The sequence below is a fragment of the Anaerocaecibacter muris genome (assembly GCF_943192945.1).
Lineage (GTDB): Bacteria > Bacillota > Clostridia > Christensenellales > Pumilibacteraceae > Anaerocaecibacter > Anaerocaecibacter muris.
In genome coordinates this window covers 38,396-58,441 of sequence record NZ_CALPCE010000003.1, presented here as the reverse complement: position 1 = coordinate 58,441, position 20,046 = coordinate 38,396, and the positions used below count along the sequence as shown (strand labels likewise).

14 protein-coding genes are annotated in these 20,046 nt (G+C 49.5%); 11 read left to right on the top strand and 3 right to left on the bottom strand.

The window, feature by feature from the left end; translation table 11 throughout:
- The first annotated feature begins 193 nt into the window (after positions 1-193).
- The 3 genes from prfB to NFR57_RS03425 are packed head-to-tail and all read left to right on the top strand — an operon-like array spanning position 194 to position 2,994.
- Positions 194-1,291, top strand: coding sequence for a peptide chain release factor 2 (gene prfB, locus NFR57_RS03435; protein ID WP_251182439.1), 1,098 nt, complete (start codon positions 194-196; stop codon positions 1,289-1,291).
- A gap of 6 nt (positions 1,292-1,297) precedes the next feature.
- Positions 1,298-2,320 (top strand): tRNA (adenosine(37)-N6)-threonylcarbamoyltransferase complex transferase subunit TsaD, encoded by a 1,023-nt coding sequence (gene tsaD, locus NFR57_RS03430; RefSeq protein WP_251182438.1) that lies wholly within the window; start codon positions 1,298-1,300, stop codon positions 2,318-2,320.
- The gene (locus NFR57_RS03425; RefSeq protein ID WP_251182437.1) at positions 2,317-2,994 is read left to right on the top strand and encodes a hypothetical protein; all 678 of its coding nucleotides are present in this window, start codon (positions 2,317-2,319) and stop codon (positions 2,992-2,994) included. The genes tsaD and NFR57_RS03425 overlap by 4 nt, the downstream gene beginning before the upstream one ends.
- Positions 2,995-3,121: 127 nt before the next feature.
- Here the strand turns inward: NFR57_RS03425 and NFR57_RS03420 are convergent, their stop codons facing one another.
- The 3 genes from NFR57_RS03420 to NFR57_RS03410 all read right to left on the bottom strand — a co-directional run bounded on the left by NFR57_RS03420 (position 3,122) and on the right by NFR57_RS03410 (position 5,397).
- A complete protein-coding gene (locus NFR57_RS03420; RefSeq protein WP_251182436.1) occupies positions 3,122-3,589 on the bottom strand; it encodes a hypothetical protein in 468 nt (155 codons plus the stop codon).
- Between the two features lie 90 nt (positions 3,590-3,679).
- A complete protein-coding gene (locus NFR57_RS03415; RefSeq protein ID WP_251182435.1) occupies positions 3,680-4,183 on the bottom strand; it encodes a TetR/AcrR family transcriptional regulator in 504 nt (167 codons plus the stop codon).
- Positions 4,184-4,374: 191 nt separating this feature from the next.
- Complete coding sequence (locus NFR57_RS03410) at positions 4,375-5,397, bottom strand: peptidoglycan-binding domain-containing protein (RefSeq protein ID WP_251182434.1); 1,023 nt, start codon at positions 5,395-5,397, stop codon at positions 4,375-4,377.
- A 150-nt stretch (positions 5,398-5,547) separates the two neighbouring features.
- On the opposite strand from NFR57_RS03410, the gene NFR57_RS03405 reads away from it, so the two are divergent.
- The 8 genes from NFR57_RS03405 (at position 5,548) to NFR57_RS03370 (ending at position 20,036) form a co-directional block, all read left to right on the top strand.
- Complete coding sequence (locus tag NFR57_RS03405) at positions 5,548-8,064, top strand: heavy metal translocating P-type ATPase (protein ID WP_251182433.1); 2,517 nt, start codon at positions 5,548-5,550, stop codon at positions 8,062-8,064.
- Positions 8,065-8,213: 149 nt separating this feature from the next.
- Positions 8,214-12,002, top strand: coding sequence for a hypothetical protein (locus NFR57_RS03400; protein WP_251182432.1), 3,789 nt, complete (start codon positions 8,214-8,216; stop codon positions 12,000-12,002).
- A gap of 97 nt (positions 12,003-12,099) precedes the next feature.
- The gene (locus NFR57_RS03395) at positions 12,100-12,870 is read left to right on the top strand and encodes a nucleoside hydrolase (RefSeq protein WP_251182431.1); all 771 of its coding nucleotides are present in this window, start codon (positions 12,100-12,102) and stop codon (positions 12,868-12,870) included.
- Between the two features lie 351 nt (positions 12,871-13,221).
- Entirely contained in the window at positions 13,222-14,160 is a 939-nt protein-coding gene (locus NFR57_RS03390; protein WP_251182430.1) for a hypothetical protein, read from the top strand.
- Between the two features lie 215 nt (positions 14,161-14,375).
- A complete protein-coding gene (locus tag NFR57_RS03385; RefSeq protein WP_251182429.1) occupies positions 14,376-15,650 on the top strand; it encodes an extracellular solute-binding protein in 1,275 nt (424 codons plus the stop codon).
- Between the two features lie 512 nt (positions 15,651-16,162).
- Positions 16,163-17,293: a carbohydrate ABC transporter permease gene (locus NFR57_RS03380; RefSeq protein ID WP_251182428.1), complete on the top strand. Its 1,131-nt coding sequence runs from the start codon at positions 16,163-16,165 to the stop codon at positions 17,291-17,293.
- 161 nt (positions 17,294-17,454) lie between these two features.
- Positions 17,455-18,180, top strand: a complete 726-nt coding sequence (locus NFR57_RS03375) for a sugar ABC transporter permease (RefSeq protein ID WP_251182427.1) — start codon at positions 17,455-17,457, stop codon at positions 18,178-18,180.
- A gap of 107 nt (positions 18,181-18,287) precedes the next feature.
- The gene (locus NFR57_RS03370; protein WP_251182426.1) at positions 18,288-20,036 is read left to right on the top strand and encodes an alpha-amylase family glycosyl hydrolase; all 1,749 of its coding nucleotides are present in this window, start codon (positions 18,288-18,290) and stop codon (positions 20,034-20,036) included.
- Positions 20,037-20,046: the final 10 nt, after the last annotated feature.

Sequence of the window (20,046 nt, the reverse complement as noted above, 5' to 3'; positions counted from 1 at the left end):
TTTGACAATGATTGCCTAACTCGCATCAATGCGCTTAAAGGCTTGCTAACCTCGGTCATACTGGGGTTACACTCCCGTCGCGCGTTGTCGACGGTTGTGTGATAAATACGGCTATGCGCACAATCACTTATATTTAAACTGAACGACAGACTTATTTCTTAAATCCGCAGAATTAATTATTAACGGATATTTCATGGATATAGAAGAAAGCAAAATACGAATACGCGAGGCGCAGGGGCTTATTTCCGACGCCTATGCCGCAGTCGCGCCCGACAAGCTAAAAGCGCGGCGCGCGGAGCTTGCCGAAAAGCAGAACGATCCTGCGTTGTATTCCGATCCCAAGGTCGCGCAGGCGGTCAACAGCGAGGCGAAGTATATCGACGATACGCTCGGCAAGTTTGACAGACTGTTCCGCAAAGCCGACGACCTTATCGCAATGGCGGATCTTCTGTCTGTCGAGGCGGACGACGAGCTTACCGAGGAGTTGTTTTCCGAAACCGAGGCGTTGCTCGACGACGCGGGCAAGGCGCAGATTTCGGCGTTGCTGACGGGCGAGTACGACAAGTCGGACGCGATACTGTCCCTGCACGCGGGCGCGGGCGGCACGGAAGCGCAGGACTGGGTGTCCATGCTGTTCCGCATGTACAAAATGTACTGCGAAAAGTCGGGCTATGCCGTGGAGGTTTTGGACAGGCTGGACGGCGACGAAGCGGGCATTAAAAGCGTGACTTTTATCGCGCGCGGCATAAACGCTTACGGTTATCTCAAAGCGGAAAAGGGCGTGCACCGCTTGGTGCGAATTTCGCCGTTCGACGCGAACGCGCGGAGACATACGTCGTTTGCAAGCCTCGAAGTCATGCCCGAAATTAAAGACGACATTACCGTAACCATCAATCCCGACGAAATCCGAGTCGATACCTATCGCAGTAGCGGCGCGGGCGGTCAGCACATTAACAAGACGGACAGCGCGATACGCATAACGCACTTTCCGACGGGCATTGTCGTTACGTGTCAGAACGAACGGAGTCAGACCCAAAACCGCGAAATGGCTATGACCATGCTTAAAAGCAAGCTCGTCGAGCTTAAAGAGCGCGAGGCGGCGGAAAAGGCGGCGAGCATTAAGGGCGATCTCAAAAAAATCGAGTGGGGCAGTCAGATTCGTTCGTATGTGTTTCAGCCGTACACGCTTGTCAAGGATCACCGCACGGGGTTCGAGGATTCGGATATTCAGTCCGTTATGGACGGCGATATAGAAGGGTTTATCATAGACTATCTTAAAAAATCCCGTTGAGCTAACATGAGAGAAAATCCGATAATTTTAGGAATAGAAACGTCTTGCGACGAAACTTCGGCGGCGGTGTTGCGCGGCGACGAACTGCTTTCCAACGTCATTTCGTCGCAGATAGAAATACACAGGCGGTTCGGCGGGGTAGTGCCCGAAATCGCGTCGCGCAATCACTTGACGGCGATACTGCCCGTCATTGACGAAGCGCTTGACAAAGCGGGCGTGTGCAAAACCGATCTCGACGCTATCGGCGTTACTTACGGCGCGGGGCTTGTGGGCGCGTTGCTCGTGGGCGTGTCCGCGGCAAAGGCGCTCGCTTACGCGTTAAATATTCCGCTGTGCGCGGTCAATCATATCGAGGCGCATATAGCGGCTAACTACCTGTCCTATCCGCAATTACAGCCGCCGTTCCTCGCGGTTGTTGCGAGCGGCGGGCATACGGGCGTTGCGCGCGTGGACGGGCGCAACGACTTTACCATGATTTCTTCTACGACCGACGACGCGATAGGCGAGGCGTTTGACAAGGTTGCGCGGGCGTTGGGCTTGCCGTACCCCGGTGGACCCGAAATAGACAGGCTCGCGCGGACGGGCGAGGCCAACATCGAGTTTATGGAACGCAAGCGCGGCAAGGCGGCGGAGTTGAGTTATTCGGGACTTAAAACGGCGGTCGTCAATTATTTGCACAACCTCGAACAAAAGGGCGAAAAACCCAACCTTCCCGACGTGTGCGCGTCTTTTCAAAAGACTGCGGTCGGCATGCTCGCCGATCGCGCCGCGCAAGCGGTCAAAGCGACGGGCATAACGACGGTTGTCGCCGCGGGCGGCGTTTCGGCAAATTCGTATTTGCGCGAACGGCTAAAAGCCGACGGCGAAAAGCTGGGGTATATGGTGTATTTTCCGCCTATGTCGTTGTGCACGGACAATGCGGCAATGGTAGCCGTGCGCGCGCGCGACATGATGGCGGCGGGCGTTAAGCCCGCGTCGCTCGACCTTAACGCCGTGAGCTATCTTAAAATAAAGGGAGGATCGATATGATACAAAAGAAGAACGGGCTTAACGATTCGGACAAAATCCTCGTAACGGTCGCGCTGTGGATTTCGGCTATTACGCTGTTTGCAACCGCGCTGTCGTTGCCCATGTTGCCCGACAAGGTCACTATATTTTACCGTCCGTCTGAAATGGCGACGGCGGGCGAGTATTACAGCAAGTACAACAATCTGTTTATTATACTCATATCGGTCATACCCGCGTCCATCATACTTATTTCGGCGTCGCTCAAAAAACGGCACCGCTTGCAAAATAACTTTTTGTCTATTATTCTGTTCAGCGTAATGCTGTCGCTGTCCATGTGCGCCGTCATTCTTTACGGTATACTCCAACAGTTCGACGCGAGCAAATCCGTGCAGTTTGTCAATGTGCACGGGCTTGTTTCTATCGTCGTGGCGTTTGTGCTGTCCGTGTTTTCGGCGGTGTTGCCTACGTTTATGCACGAATCGCAAGACGCGGGCGCGTGCGAGCGCAAGTTCAAGTCGGGCTTGAAATCGGCGGCTGTAAAATACTGGAACGTCGGAGCTTACGGGTTTTTGATTTGCGCAATCGCTTGCACGTTTACGCCCGAAATATATTGCTATATTCCGCTCGCGGCGTTTGTCGCGGCGCATACCGTCTTTATGTTTGTCGCCGCAAAAAAATCGTTGCGTAAAGTTTAATGCGTAATATAACGTAATTCGTAAATAAAAACCCTCCTTTGGATAGGAGGGATAGTTCCGTATAGAATTTTTATGGATATTTAATAGCCGATTTCGTAAACGGATTAAAGCGAATTATATTTTAGATTTATTTTTCAATCAGTCGCCATTTTAGAGCATGAGCAATAACGTATGTATCTGCCGGCTCTGTTAATTGCGTATCGATGTCCTTAATATCGAAATTAGATCTATCCGCCCAAACAATTACTTGTGCAGGGGTTTGGTATCCTGACGGAAGTATATTATCGCAGAATTTTATGGAAGCATCAAAAATATCATTAGTATAATTATCTTGCATGCCTGTCAAGTGGAATCTTCGCAGTCCCGAAAAATGTAATTCTAATGCATAATTACTCCACTGACTATGGAAAACTATGTTTAACTTATATGTATCGAATTCGTTAAAATGCATAGCTCGTTCGCTATCAACGTGTGTTCCGCTTAAATAGTTTACCGAAACAATGCAAGTATCATGAAAACCGCCGTAAGCATCTAATAGATCGGCTATATCTTTTTGAGTGCATATTTTGTGCCATTCGTTCAGATTTTGTGCCATATAGTTTAAAAAACCTTTAATAACATTCCGAGTTTGGAGTTTTTGATGTAGTTTGTTTCATGTGTTCCGTCGTATGTTTTTCTGTAAGCGTTACATTGGCAGTTCCAAAAACTTAATGCCCATATACGATACCTGTTCGCCGACCTCGGCTATTTTTACGGGCGTTTCGCGCATGCCGCTGTTCAGCCAGTATTCGAGCAGACCCAAAAATCCGTTATACACGAAAATAAAGTAGTAGTCTATTCTCGCGGCGGGGCAGTCGGGATAAAGTTTTGTCATAATCGACACGACCTTTGTGCGCGCCGCTTGCATTGCCCGAGCCAAAAAGTCGGACTGACGTTGATTGCCTATCAGCAGTTTGCACACGCCCGCGTTGCGCGCGACAAACTCGAAAAACGATACATAAAAACTTTTTTCGGGCGAGCCGTCGCTCGTTACCGTTTCTTTGGACAAAAATTGCAAAAATTCCGATTCGACCTGCGATTCTATTTCGGTCAAAACGTCCTGCACGGAATTATAGTGATAATAAAACGTCGCGCGGTTCATTTGCGCGCGCTTGCAAAGCTCGGTTGCCGTTACGTCTTCTATTGGCATCGAGTCGAGCAGTTGTATAAGGCTTGCTTTTATTTTATCTGTTGTTTTTTTCTTCGCGGCGGACATTGTTTAACCTACTTTATTTTATGTATTTATTATACACTTTTTTAGACATAGTGTCAAATTTTTAGCATGAAAAAACGACGAAATTTTTGCGCCGTTTTTTAGACTTGGACGGAGTTTTACTCGGCTTAAAACAGTCGAGGTCTGCCGCCTCCGACCGCTTGAATTAGTTTAAAAATTTCTTCCGTTATGCCGCCGCCTTTGCGTGTTGACAGTCCGCTTTCGGTTTCGGTCAAATACTCGTTCACGGCGGCAACCGTGTCCTCGTCGAGCGCGCCCGACAGCGGCGTTTTGTACAGTTTGCTCGTCAGTTTTCGCTGTAAGTATAAAACGGCGTTGTGCTTCGTTCCGTATTCGAGTTTGGGCGGGTTTAGCACCAGCAGATCGCGCCATACCGCCGCGGTCACGCCGTCGCAATCGCGCTTGCCGTTGTTAATGCAAAACGTCTTGACCGCCATATCCGTGTTTTTGCCGAATATGCCGTCCATTTCGACGCGATAGCCGTTGGCGCACAGCAACGCTTGCAACATCTTTATCTTTTTGCCGCGCTTGCCCGTCGCCGCAGAGCACAACAGCGGGTAGGACAGAATATCGTCGCGCCTGATGTACGGCATGCCGAAGTGTTCGCACACGCCCATAGCGATATGCTCGCCCGTTTCGACGGCGAAGTCGGGGTCGTACAGCATTTTCGCCTCGTCGAAGTACGTTATATATCCCGCGTCCACCACCGCGGTGGGGCAGTTAGCCGCGCCGAGCGCACCGTCCGGCGCAGTTGCGCTTTTGCCGAACAGCCCGAGCTTGGCGCAAATGTCTTCGCACAGCACGCGCGACTTGCCGCCGAACCGTCCTTGCGAATACCTAACGACACTGCCGTGCACGTCGTTGAAACTCTTTCTCGACCCGAACGCCGTATAAGAAACCGTTATCGCCGCGCTCACCGTGTGGCGGTTGGCGGCGAGGATAAGATCCTGCGGTTCGCACACTCCGTCGGCGGGGTCGATTACGTCAAACCCGCACCGCAACAGCGCGGCGCATAAATAACGCTTTGCAAGCGTCGTAAAATTTTTGCCGTCGAATCTTTCGCCGACATACGGCATCTGCGGCGACGTTCCGCAATCCGCCGCGCCGACGGCTATCACTATGTTTTCCATAAATACCTCGTACCGATTTATATGCCGCTTCCCGCCGAAAAGTGCATATATTCGCTATTTCGCGATTTTTCGTCGCGCAATTCTATATCATAGCGATTTAGTAGGAAATTGCTTGACATAACGCGCCGGCGGTGATAAAATATTATTGTTATGAAAAAGGTATTCGCAATTACGGGAATGACGTGCGCGGCGTGCGCGGCGCACGTGGAAAAGGCGGTTAAAAAGCTGGACGTGCGGTCGGTCGAGGTCAATTTGCTCATGAACCGCATGACTGTGGACAGCGATTTGGCGGACGACGAAATTATTAAAGCAGTGGTCGGCGCGGGGTACGGCGCGAGCGTGTACGGCGGGAAAACCGCCGCCCCCGACAAAAAGTCGGTTGCCGTCGCCGTCGATTATTCAAAGACGTTGTTAATAAGGTTTATCGCGTCGATGCTGTTTCTCGTGCCGCTCATGTATTTTTCGATGGGGCACATGATAAACTTTCCCATGGGCGCGCTCGACCCGCACCGCGACCCCGCGTCGTTCGCGCTTATACAGCTTGCGTTCACGACGCCCGTGCTTGTTATAAACGGTAAGTTTTTTACGGGCGGGGTAAAAGCGGCGTTGCGCCGCGCGCCCAATATGGACACGCTTGTCGCGCTCGGAAGCGGCGCGGCATACGTTTACGGCGTGGTCACGCTGTTTCTGATTAACGCCGACGTAGTGTCGGGCAACGTGCACGGCGGCGCGGAACTCGCCATGAACCTGTTTTTCGAGTCGGCGGCTATGATACTCGCGCTCGTCACGCTCGGCAAATTTTTGGAGGCGAAGTCCAAGGGCAAAACGCGTTCGGAAGTGGATAAGCTGTTGCGCTTGCGCCCGCAGACCGCGACCGTACTGCGCGACGGCGCGCCCGTGCAAGTGTCCGTGGACGATATTGCGGTGGGGGATACCGTGGTCGTGCTGTCGGGCGAGTACGTGCCTTGCGACGGGGTGATTACGGTCGGATCGACCACTCTCGACAAGTCGGCGATTACGGGCGAGTCCATACCCGAGGAAGCCTCGGTCGGGTCGCACGTCACTTCCGCGGTGCTCAACCTTACCGGCAGGATAGAACTGCGCGCCGAAAAGGTGGGCGCGGACTCTACGTTGAGCAAGATTATAGAGCTTATAGAAAACGCGGGCGGTTCCAAAGCGCCCATACAAAAGATAGCGGACAAAGTGTCGGCGGTTTTTGTGCCGGTCGTGTGCGCCATTGCGCTCGTCACGCTTATAGTGTGGCTTATCGTCGGCACGGTGGGGCAAGCGTTGACCATGGCCATTTCCGTGCTTGTAATATCCTGTCCGTGCGCGCTGGGCTTGGCAACGCCCGTCGCGGTCATGGCGGGAACGGGCAGAGCGGCGGCTTACGGCGTGCTCGTAAAAAACGCCGAGGTGTTGCAGGGCTTGGAGGGCGTGCGCATATTTGCGCTCGACAAGACGGCGACTATTACAGAGGGCAAGCCGCGCGTGACGCAAGTAAAAGCGACGGGCGCGCTTGTAGGCGACGAAAAAACGGTGCTTAATATCGCCGCGGCGCTCGAACGCACGTCCACGCACCCGCTCGCAAAAGCGATTATCGAAGCGGCGGAGGGCGGCGCGGTCGCGGCGGACGAAGCGGAGTACAGAATAGGTTACGGCGTTGTCGGCACGGTTGACGGCAAGCAGTACGCACTGGGCGCGCCGCGGCTCATGAAAGAATACGGCGTGACCGTCGAGGACGGCGGGGCGCAGACCGTTTATCTATGCACGCGCGGCGAGCTGTTGGGCGAAATAACGGTAAACGACGAAGTCAAGCCGTCGAGCAAGCGCGCTATCGAGCTGTTAAAAAGCATAGGCGCGCGCGTCGTCATGCTCACGGGCGACAACGAGGCGCAGGCAAAGCGCATCGCGGAGCAGGTGGGTATTACGGAAGTCTACTGTAACGTTTTGCCGCAGGACAAACTGAATATAGTGGAAAGTCTGAAAACGCAGGGCAAGACCGCAATGGTCGGCGACGGAATAAACGACGCGCCCGCGCTTAAAGCGGCGGACATCGGCATAGCGATAGGATCGGGCACGGACGTGGCTATAGAGGCGGCGGACGTGGTGCTTGTCAAGTCGGACTTGCTCGACGTGCCGCGCGCCATGGCGGTTTCGCACGCGAGCTTGCGCAACGTCAAGCAAAATCTGTTCTGGGCGTTCATATACAATACTCTGGGCATACCGCTCGCGGCGGGCGCGCTGTACGCCGTGGGCGTGACGCTCAATCCCATGATTGCCGCGGGCGCAATGGCGTTTTCGTCGTTGTTTGTCGTGTGTAACGCGCTTCGGCTTACCGCCATGCGGTTCGACGACGCGCGGATCGCCTCGAAGCTCGCAAAAATACGTTGCGGCGCGACCGAGCGTGTCGGCGCGGACGGCGATGTGCAAATACTAAACGCATGTAGTAAAGGAGCGTGTAATATCATGAAAAAAACACTCAAAGTAAGCGGCATGAGCTGTATGCACTGCGTGGCGCGCGTGGAAAAAGCCATAGCGGCTGTGGACGGCGTGACCGACGTCAAGGTCAGTCTTGAAAACGGCGAAGCGACCGTTGACGGAAACTTCGACGTTGCGGCGGCTGTAAAAGCCGTTGCGGACGCGGGTTACGACTGCGAGGAATAGCGCGCGGCGGGCGGCGCTTGCGCCGGAAATGGCGCGGCGCATTAGAATATAATTAGAATAAGATTATGTTTTGCGGCAATCATTGACAAAGCCGCGTATACATTATATAATAGCCGTGACGGTTACAAACCGAACTCGGAGTTTTTCGTATGGCAAAAAAGGTGGCGGTTCCCGACGGCGACGGGCAAATCGAAAAAGAAAATCTAAAAAAGAAGCGCAACAGGTGTTGCACGTGCTGTCTTGCATTTCTGATAGTGGTTGTCGTCATATTCGGCGCGGCGTTCGGCGTGGGCTGGTATTTCGGCGATAAGTTCACAAAGGAAAACTTCGGCATGTCGCTCGGCAACTCGCTGGGCGTTATAAACGATCTTTATTGGACGGACGACAAGGACGTCGTCAAAAATTCGTTCAAGCCCGAGGATGTTGACGGGTTCTATTCGCAAATAAAACGCAATATTTTGCTCAAAGACGACGCCGAAGTGGATTTCGACGCCGCGCTTTTGCAAGCTCTCGACAAGTACCTCGAAACAGTCGGCGGCACGGAATCCGCTGCGCGCAACAGCGGAGCCGAACCCGAAGGCGACGCGTCTAACGGCGAAAACCCCGACGGCGATCAAAACGGCGACGACAAACAATCGTCCGTTATGGACTTGCTTGTCGATATGATAGCCAACGTGCTCGACCGCGACAATATAGATTTGGATAGGCTCAACGCTTACGACGCGACCGACCCGACGACAGACGAATACATATTCAAGCTGAACGATAAGCAACTCGCGGCATTTATAAATTCCATTATGAAAGCCATGCTCAAAAACGCGGACAAAATTTCCGCGCTGGGCGAAACGCCGCAGATGATAAACCTTGCGTCGGTGGTGTCGCTCAAACAGGTGCGTTTTGTCGCTTCTACGGTCAAGGCGGAGGACGGCACGCAGACCGTCGCCGCGACCAGCGCGGACGTTACCGTATGGTTGGGATTTCAGCGCGCGGCGGGGCAGGCTGTTACTTACTTTATGAAAAATTCGGGCGTCGGCTGGGCGAGCGGGCTTGCGCGTTGGTTGGGCGACGTTTTTCTGCCCGAAAACCTGTACGTGACGATGTCCGTTCCGCTATTGGGCGACGGCACGACCAAACTTGTCATAAACGACATGAACGCGAGCGAACACGCGCGCGCAAGCAAGCTGATTAACGGCATTTTAAAGATGTCGGGCACGAGCACGCTCGACGAACTGCTTGTCGATTTGACCGAAAAGATTAAGCCGTACTTGAAAACGGCTACCGAGCACATGGATTTTACCGACGCGCCGCGCGGCGAATTGAATTTGGATTTGCTCGAAACCGTTACGAAATTGGCGAGCGAGAATATGGAGGGCGAGCCGCTCACGAAGTCCGATTTGATATATGTTTTGCAAGCGTTGCTGTCCGACCCGAGCGCGCAACTTAAAAAGTTACAGCCGTACTTCTATAAAAACAGATATTTAGCCGAAAACGGCGACGAGGTGTATATCGAGGGCGGGAGCGCTACGCTCGCACCCATAGATTACGAACGCAGGTTTATCGAGGAAATAGAAAGCAAATACGCGCTCGACTTCGGCGACAGCGAGGACGTGACGCTCGAAAACGTGCTTGCCATGCTCGGCGTGTCGCTCGACGGGCAGAATTCGTCCGTGCAGTCCAAAGACTTGCTCGACCTTATAAATACCGATAAATTTACAGCCGCACTCGACAAGGATTTGTCCGAACTGGAATTGGCGGTTACCGATCGCATGCTCGCCGCCGCGCTGTCGAGCCAGACCGATAAACTGTTGACAGGCGCGGGCACCGGCTTGGAGGGCTTGAAAATCACGCTCGACGCGCTAACATTCGTGCGCAAGGACGGCGATATAGGACTGCCCGAACAACAGCGCAAGTTGTACGCGCTTATAGCCGTCGAGGTCGATACGAGCGATTTGCTCGCGTCAATGGGTAGCGGAAGTTTGGCGGGCAAGCTGGCGGCTGGATTGATGCCCGAAAAACTGCTGTTGACCGTCACGGTTGATATTACGCGCAACCGTCCCGCAGGCGCGACCGCGGACGAAACCGAGTTTATGATAAATTCGTGCGAAAACACGCAGTACGTCATTGCCACGCTCGAAAAACTTATTCCCAATTTCAACCTTAACACCGTGTCCGAAAAAATGGAGAGCATGCTCAATAACATGCTCGACGAGCTGTATAAAAAACTCAATATTCGGCTTGTCGCGTCCACCGTCGAGCTTGACGGCGCGAGCGGCGAATACACGGGCGAGCAGGGCGGCATGATTATGCCCGACATCTTTACCGTCGTCACCGATACGGTGCTTGTGCGCGAGGACGGCACGAAAGTAGTCGAGCCGTCGGGCTTGAAAAACGTGTTGCGCGCGCTCAACGATACGGACGGATTTTCGTCGGAGCCGCAAATCGCCGAAGACTACGGCGCGTTTATCGATCAGGTGATTGATAAATACTACCTCAATCCCGCGCCGACGGACGATTTGTCCGACTTCGACAGGCTTACGCAGTTTATGTCCGACTTCGACATGGGCAAGTTCCGAGTGAGCGGTGCGGACGGCACGATCAAATATCTTGCGCACGACACGCGCGCGACCGAGCTGTTAAAGCCTAAAATGACCGCCGCGGAACTGGGCGCGTTGCTCTCCGAACAACTGTCGAAGCAGGGCAACGAGTCTGTCGCGTCCTATCGCATTAACGACGTATCTACTTCGCCTACAAGACTTTCGATCGTGCTGTCGATAGCCGTCGGCGACCTGTTGCCGCCCGATATGAAATTCTTGCTGTCGTCCGACAACGTGTTCGTCACGGCGCAAGTCAAGCTGGACGAGGTGACGGGCGACGGCGAAATCGAGCCAAAGCGTTACGGCGTGGACGTCGGCGTGAACAACATGCCGAGCGGCGGCGAGGTTTTTTCGGACATGGTCGAAATCGTCAAGTTTTTCAATCCCGACTTCGATATAGAGTCGCAGGTGCAGGACTTCGGGCGAATACTTTACGAACAGCTTAACAGTCTTAATAAAAGCATTGGCTCGGAAAGCAACGTGCCCGACGACATAGGCGGTATTACGGTAGGCAAGGGCGGCAACTTGTTCGAGTTCACCGTCGACGGGCTTGAAATGATTGATTTTTACACTTTCCTCGCGGGCAAGATGGATTTGACGCTCGACGAAACGACCACGGCGGACACCGTCAAGTCCGCATTGCAGGGCATGTATCAATATGTGGACGTCGAGGGGCTGCGCAACGCGAATAACTATAAACTGTCCGACGTAATCCGTAACGCGCCGAGCGCGACGGACGCGGCGTGGAGCGACGATCAATATAAAGACATGGTCACGCGCGGCGGCGTTTATTCCGACACGACTTTCAACGGGTTTATTAAGCGCGGCGTAGAGAGCATAGACAAGGACGGCAGTGTGCGCGCGGTGCAAACGGCGGTGCTTAATAAAGGCGACGACTCGCAAAACGCGCAAAACGCGCGGACGTGGGCAAACGAGCGTTTGGCGATTGCCGAAACGTTGACGGAAAACGACAGCTATATGTTTGTCACGTTCTCCATGACCATGAACAAGTTTATGGAAACCGACAAAGCCGATTCGGTCGAGTTTTACCCCGAAACGGTGTACGCGACGATTGTGTATAAAAAGACGGACGACCCCGTTAAGCCTTTTGACGAAATAGGACTGATATTCAACGACATGACCGCCGCGGAATACGACGTGCTTGTAAAACTGATGAGTTTGAGCGCGGATTCGACCGATAAGTCAAAGGTCAATATAGTGACTATCGCGGAACGCAGCGAGGACGTGCTCAACAACCTTGTAAGTATAGGCGAGGTGAGCTTTGGCGGTATGCACGGCGGAACGGGCTTCGGCAGCGTCGTTTTTACGCCCAAATCGATATAACAAGCGGGCATACCGCGATAAAAGCGGTTAAAATACTGTCGTGAACATATAAACATATTAGCAACCATGCAAATATGCGCGCGGCGAGGTGGAAATTATGGACTATAACAGAATAATAATGTTTTGCGATTACGGTCTGGACGACGCGATTGCGACGTTGCACATACTCCGTCATGCCGATAAGTTCGGCAAAATCGACGTTGTGCCGATCGGCGGGAACGTCGGTGTGCAAACGGCGTATCGCAACGCTCATACACTGCTCGCCGCGGCGGGTGCGGACAAAAACAAAGTGCGCATAGTAGATACGCGCGCCGTTAAACAGCCGTCCGATAATATCCCCGACGTGCACGGCACGGACGGGATAGGCGACGTGTTGGAACATAAGACGTCCGAACTTACCGTGATCGACTTTGCGGAGTTTTGCTCGGAGCTTAAATCGGAGGCGCAACCGAGCCGCGATTGCGTGCTGTCGCTCGGTCCTTGTACCGTGCCGAACATGCTGGGGTATACGCCGTTCTGTACGGTGTTGATGGGCGGAACGGTCAAGGAAGAACCGAACTGCGGCAAGTACGAATTTAACGAGGCAATGGACGTTGCGGCATTTAAAAGCTATGCAAAAACTGCGACGGCGGTAGCTACGCTCGACACATGTCACGACAAAAAATTCGGGTTCGACCGATTTGTCATGGGCGATCCGATCGCGGATAAACTTATAGCGCGTTATAAGTCTATGTGCATAAGTCGCAACGCGCCCGTCGCCGTGTACGATTATGTCGCCGCGCTCGCCGTGACCAATCCCGAACTGTTCGACGCGGAGCGCATACGCCGCGCGGACGGGGTAGAGTTCAACGACCTTAAATATAGATAATCGTAAATAAAGCAATCAAAAGCGCGGCAGAACGACCGTGCTTTTTGTTATTCGGAATTAACAGTAATATACAATAACTATATATATTAAGGATTGATATTAACGCTTTTCGTGCGGCGTTAGTATGTAAAATATAGGCGAAAAAGAGCGAAAAATAAAAGGCTCTTAATAAAAAAGACAAAATAGTACAAAATATAACAAAAGCAGTGATATATTAACACGAATAAAAGTGTACACTTTGGTCAATATGTATAAATTTTATCAAAATTTTTGTGAAAAACTATTGACAAAGGCAACTAATGGTGCTAAAATGCTTATAGCAATTAAATAATTCATTATGGAGGAAAATTTATGAAAAAATTGCTCGCTACTCTTTTGGCGTCTTCTATGGCGCTTACGGCTATCGGCGGTCTTGTTGCATGCGGTGGAGACGACAAACCCGGCGGCGGATATGATGATCCGTTTAATAAGACGATTACGGGAACATGGGCAGCTCCCGAAGAAACTTATTGGGTTGCGGCTACGCTCAAGTATTACGATAACGCGACATGGGGCGATGACGCAGGCACTGCGACTATCCCCGAAGATTTCCAGTTCCAACAGAATTCCGATAATAAGGATTTGTATAAAGTAACGCTTAACTTGTATAAAGGTGATATTTTTAAAATTCGTTATGCCGATACGTCTTGGGACGATATGCCCGGTATAAGCAAACTTACCGCTGACGAAAACCTTTTGAAGTCGTTGAATACCGCTACTTCCCCTATATCGGAAGAAGCTGGCGAAGGCTTGGGCGGAAAGAACTTTGTAGTCAATCAGGACGGTGTTTACGAATTGCGTATCAATACCGCGCCGACGGACAAATCCATCGTAACGTATGTTCGTAAATCCGACGCTCCCGTACTCTCGACTTCTTACTATGTAGGTTTCTACGGCGCTTTCGGCGGGGAAACGGCATGGGTAGAGCCTACGGCTGAAACCGCAAAATCGACGGCGGTTACCGACCCTACGGAAGATACCACACACGAAATTTCCATGGCATGTGAAGAAGGCGACGAATTCGGTCTTCGTGTTATGCAAAAGGTCACGAAAGGCGAAGTTGCCGGCGATTGGAAACAAGGCGGTTGGGTCGGTGCGACCAGCACGGCAATAGAAACCGACCACGAGGCTTTTGAGGCAAGCAGCGGCGGTAACTTCTCTTGTGTAACCGCAGGAACTTATAAGTTTACGGTTGTGCTCGCGGCGGACGGCAGTGTGAAAACCGTTAAAATCGCTACCGTTACTGCGTAATATTTAAAAAATGATTGCCGAACACAAGCCCGATGATCGGTTTTATCGGGCTTGTTTCGTTGCAATTTAAACAACAAAAGTATATTATTCTACAAATTGTTCAAAATAATGACATGCCGCAAAATGCGGTGCGGAAAACTTATAGGTTTTAATATTCAGTTTATAAAACCTTATATTCATTCTAAATAATATTAAATATTTTTGGAGGATAAATTATGAAAAAGATATTGGCAACACTTTTAGCTTCTGCTATGGCTTTTACCGCGATCGGCGGGCTTGCGGCTTGCGGCGGTAGCGATGACAGCGGTCCCGTGCTTAAAGTATGGTGCCCTCAAGAGGCTATCAGCGGATACGAAAAAATTGTTCCGCAGTTCAAAGAAAAATACCCCGATTATGCCAAGTACACTATTAAGTTCGAAGCAAAAGGCGAGGGAACTGTTCAGACTGCATTAGGTAAAGATCCTTCTACGGGCGCCGATGTATTCTTTATCCCTTCCGATCACTTATATAAATTATATAACCGCAATGTTCTTCAAGCATTGCCCGATAATTATAAAGCGTTGGTAACGGAGCGCGACGAGGCTTTCACTTACGAGTTCGCCACAATCAACGATAAAATTATGGCGTTCCCTGCGACTAACGACAACGGGTATTTCTTGTATTACGACAGCACGGAATTGACGGCGGAAGACGTACTTTCGCTCGATAAGATACAGTCTGTTGCAAAAGCAAAAAACAAGCATATTTCGTTCGATTACGGCGACGCATATTATGTCGCGTCGTTCTTTATCGGCACGGGCTGCGCGTTTGACTTTGCCGACGCATCTATGAAAAAATACGATACGACTTTGGATTCTCCGGAAGGCATGGCTGCTATCGAAGCGTATTGGAATTATTTCTCCACGGAAAAGAACAATGCTCCGAAATCGCCTTCGCAAGTAATTACCAACAGCGATATAGTTAGCGGTTTCGCGGAGGGTAACTACATTGCCGGCATTTACGGAACATGGAAATGGTCGGAAATTAAGAAGAAGGTTCCCAATGCCGAAACCAAAATAAAAACGGCGGTTCTGCCTTCCTTTACCGTTGGTGGCGAGACTTATGATATGGGTACTTTCTACGGCGCAAAATATTGCGCAGTAAACGCACTTAAATCTGCCGACACTATTCCCGCCGCTCTTGCGCTTGCAGAGTTCTTTACCAGCGAAGAAGGACAGCTTGCACGTTATAACGCAACCAATGCGGGGCCGAGCAATAAGAATTTGACGGAAAACAACGAAACCATCAAAAACGATCCCATTATCAAAACGTACAGAGCTCAAGTTCAGAAAAAGGGCTATGTACAGCACGACCAAGCCGACGGATTCTGGGCTGAAACCGGTATTCTCAACCCTGTTAAGAAGATGGCTACGGGCGAAATGAAAACTTTAAAAGACGCAAAAGAAGAATTAAAGACGATTGCGGCATCCATTAAGATTGACAAAACCTGATTTTAAAGTAATTATGTAAAGCAAAGGCTATTCGCCGAGTCGAATTTCTCGGCTTGGCGAATTTTCTTTGTTTATTTTAAATTATTCGATAGGGAGTTAAAATTATGGCATCAACCAAAAATACTGTCCCTACCTGGAAGCAATATAATCGACCTTGGTATCAAAAATTCGGACTTGCCATATTGGAATATATCAAGAACGTTGGTATAATGATATGGTGCTGTATCAAGGCGATTCCTTTTAAAATCCGCGATTTTGTATTTGCAATCGGTCGGTGTTTTCAAGGTTTGTGGTTCAGATTTAAAAACGGTGATTGGCGCACGAGAATGTCGTATCTTATTATGGGATTCGGCAATTTTTCGCGCGGGCCCAAACAATTTTTAACGGGTTTTTTACAGCTTGCCGTTGAAGTTTTATTTATTCTGTTTATGGTGTTTATCGGGGCGCATAATCTATCGATGTTGCCGTCATTGGGCATAACGCCTATACTTCCCGGTCCCGGCGGGATTGGTATGGTAGAACACGATAACTCGCTCAAGATACTTATTTTCAGCGTTTTGACGTTTATTTTTATGATATTCTTTCTCTATATGTGGATTAAGAATACCCAAATCGCGTACAACACGCAAAAACACGTAGAAGCGGGCAAGGCTATTTCCGGTCCAAAACAACAGATAAATTTCGCGCTTAACGACGGTTATCATGTTACGATACTTACATTGCCTATTGTAGGTATTTTGATAGTAACGGTATTGCCGCTCATTTGCAACATTTTGGTTGCGTTTACCAATTTCGACGCGTTTAACGACGAAGTCCATTTGTTTAAGTGGGTGGGATTCGATTCGTTTGCTTCGGTTTTCGGAAAGACATACGGAACGGAAATTTGGGGCGTATTAGGCTGGACGCTTATATGGGCGTTTTTTGCGACGTTTACCAACTTCTTCTTCGGCATGTTCTTGGCAATGATAATCAATAAAAAGTCGATTAAACTTAAAGCGTTTTGGCGGACTTGTTTCGTTATTGTAATCGCTGTTCCCGATTTTGTATCGTTGCTTATGATGAGTCAGTTTTTCGCATGGAAGTCGGATCCGGCGCAGACAGGCGCATTTAACTTGATTATACAACAATGGTTTGGAATAAATCAGAATGTGGACTGGTTCGGCTCGGCTACTTATAAACCGACGATGGCGAGAATAATGGTTATAGTTATCAATATGTGGCGCGGCATGCCGTTTACAATGCTTTCCACATACGGTATACTTATGAATATCCCGGAAGAGTTGTACGAATCGAGCCGTATCGACGGTGCGGGACCTGTGCGCAGGTTTATATCCATAACGTTCCCGTATATTATGTTTGTTATGGGTCCGCAGCTTATAACGACGTTTACGGGCAACATTAACAACTTCAACGTTATATTCTTCCTTACGGGCGGCGGTCCGTTCATGGGCAAATCCGCAAACAGCCCCGGCTCTACCGACTTGTTGGTAACTTGGTTGTACAGATTGACCGTCAACAATTCCTCTGCGGAATACAATCACGGTGCGGTTATAGGTATATTCACGTTTATTATAAGTAGCTTCTTTGCTCTTATTGTATTTAACAGTTCCAAATCGGTTAAACAGGAGGATTCGTTCCAATGATAGGGTTAAGATCAAAACGTTTAATTACCGATAGCATAATATACATTGTACTCGCTGTGATGGTAGTAATATGGTTGTTTCCGCTTGTTTGGATGGTATTGCGAGCATTTGACGCTAATACGAGCAATATAACTACTTCGATTTTTCCGAAAGAATTTACGATGGATAACTTCAAAAATCTTTTCGGCGGCGCAGATTACGACCAGTATCCTTACGGCAAATGGTTGGTAAATACGCTGATAGTAGCGACAGGCTCTTGTATAATTTCTACTTTATTGGTGCTCATGGTTTCTTACGCGCTTTCGCGTTTGAGGTTTAAAGCTCGCAAAACGTTGATGAATATAGCATTGATTTTGGGGCTGTTTCCCGGCTTCCTGTCGATTATTACGCTATACTATATTTTCAAGCAAGTATCGTTCACTATCGGTGATACAGAGTACACATTGACAAACAATACTTTCGGATTGATACTTGTGTATTCTATAGGCGCAGGTACGGGATATTATATTGTTAAAGGCTTTTTCGATACAGTGCCTGTCGCGATTGACGAGGCGGCGCGTATCGATGGCGCTACTAAAAACCGCATATTCTGGCGGATGATCATTCCGTTAAGTAAACCTATAATTATATATACGATTCTTACTGCTTTTATAGGTCCGTGGTGCGATTTTATTTTGGCGAAAGTCTTTATATCGGATCCCGAAAAGTTCACCGTTGCGGTAGGTATACAACAATGGTTGGACGCCGGCGACAACAATACGATAGACCGTATGTTCACCAGATTCTGTGCAGGCGGTACGCTAATTGCGGTGCCTATAGTGTTGCTATATCTGTTAATGCAAAAGTTCTATGTAGCAGGCATTACCGGCGGCGCGGCAAAAGGTTAATAGGGTATAATAAACAGCATATAAGCATTGATTATATGCTGTTTATTAAAACTCTTTGGCTTATATCTTTATAAATAATTATTACAATATATTATATTGGAGTTGACATGAAATATAAAAAACTTTTATCGTTGGCGACGGCGTCTGTTCTTGCATGTTCGTTGAGTATCACTTGTGCGGCATGCGGAAAAGACGGCGATAACGGACCTAATCCCGCCGCGCCGACTAATACTTACGAATACGATATTCCGCAGGATTATTGCAGGACTTATTACGAAGTGTTTGTTCGGTCTTTTGCGGACGGCAACGGCGACGGTATCGGCGATTTTAAAGGTTTAATCGAAAAACTCGATTACCTTAACGACGGTGACGACAGTACGACCGAAGACTTGGGTATAAACGGAATTTGGCTTATGCCGATAAACAGTTCCAACTCGTACCATAAGTATGATGTAAAAGATTATTACAACGTTGACGCAGAGTATGGCACGCTTGATGACTTTGACAAACTCGTCGAGGAATGCAACAAACGCGATATATGGTTGCAAATGGATTTGGTGCTCAATCACACGTCTAAACAACACCCTTGGTTTAAGCAAGCTCTTACAGACGCGCGTAACGGACTCACTCCCGAAACGAGCGAAGCCATGGCAAAATATTGTTTTAAACTTACATCGGAATTGTCGGGGTCTGACGGTTACGCAAAAGTGTCGGACAGTCCGTACAGCTACTTATGTAACTTCTCCATTGAAATGCCCGATTTAAATTTAAGCAATATCCAAGTCAGGGAAGAAATAAAAAATATCGTCGATTTCTGGCTGGAACGCGGCGTGCATTCTTTCAGACTGGATGCTGTGCCGTGGGCGTTTGCGGACGGGTCGATTTATACCGAGGAAAACGGCGAGTTTTGGACATGGTTTAACGATTACTGTAATCAAAAAGGCACCGAAGTTTTCGGTAAAGAGAACGACGGCATTAACAGTTACTGTTATAATGTCGGCGAAGTTTGGACCGGTAACATGGATATCGAAAAGTTTTTCGGCACGGGCATGAGTTGCTTTAACTATTCCATGGGCGGCGCCGACGACGTCGGTTTTGCGGAATTAGCTAACGGTTGGGGTACTTCCGACGCAGGTTGGTTTACCGACAAACTTGCGGAAATCCAAGCGGGTACTTTAGCCAAAGATCCGGACGCGATTATGTCTAATTTCCTTTCAAATCACGATAACGATCGCAGTGCGGGATATTTCAATTACGACCAAGTTAAAATAAAAAAAGCCGCCGCACTGTATTTGTTGGCGCCCGGCAATCCGTATATTTATTACGGCGAAGAAATAGGCGCGGCTGGTAGCGGTGTTGACCCTAATAAACGTTTGCCGTTTAACTGGGGCGACGGTAAGTATAATATGAAAAACCCGCCGGGAGCAAATTACGACGGTACGCAAAAATTCGGTACGTGGAAATCTCAAAACCGCTCAACTTCTTCTATTCTGACGTTTTACAGAAATGCGATACAGTTGCGCAATCGATTCCCCGAAATCGGACGCGGCGTAATGACCCCACACGGATTGATGTCAGACAATAAAATCAAAACACAAGCCTCGATATTGGCTGCCGGCAGTTCTCTCAACTCAACCAATTCACTTAATTCGTCGGTAGCGGTTTATACTTTAACGTGGAAAAACAGAACAATACTTATAGTCCACAATACGGGAACGGCGTCCGTTACGCTCGACACGTCGGAATTCGCAGGGTATAAACTTGTCGGGGATTTAAAAGCCAATGGCGGGGATGTTAAGTTAAACGATTCAACTTTGACAATGTCGCCAGCGACCGTTGCATTACTACACATTTAAAATAAAATAA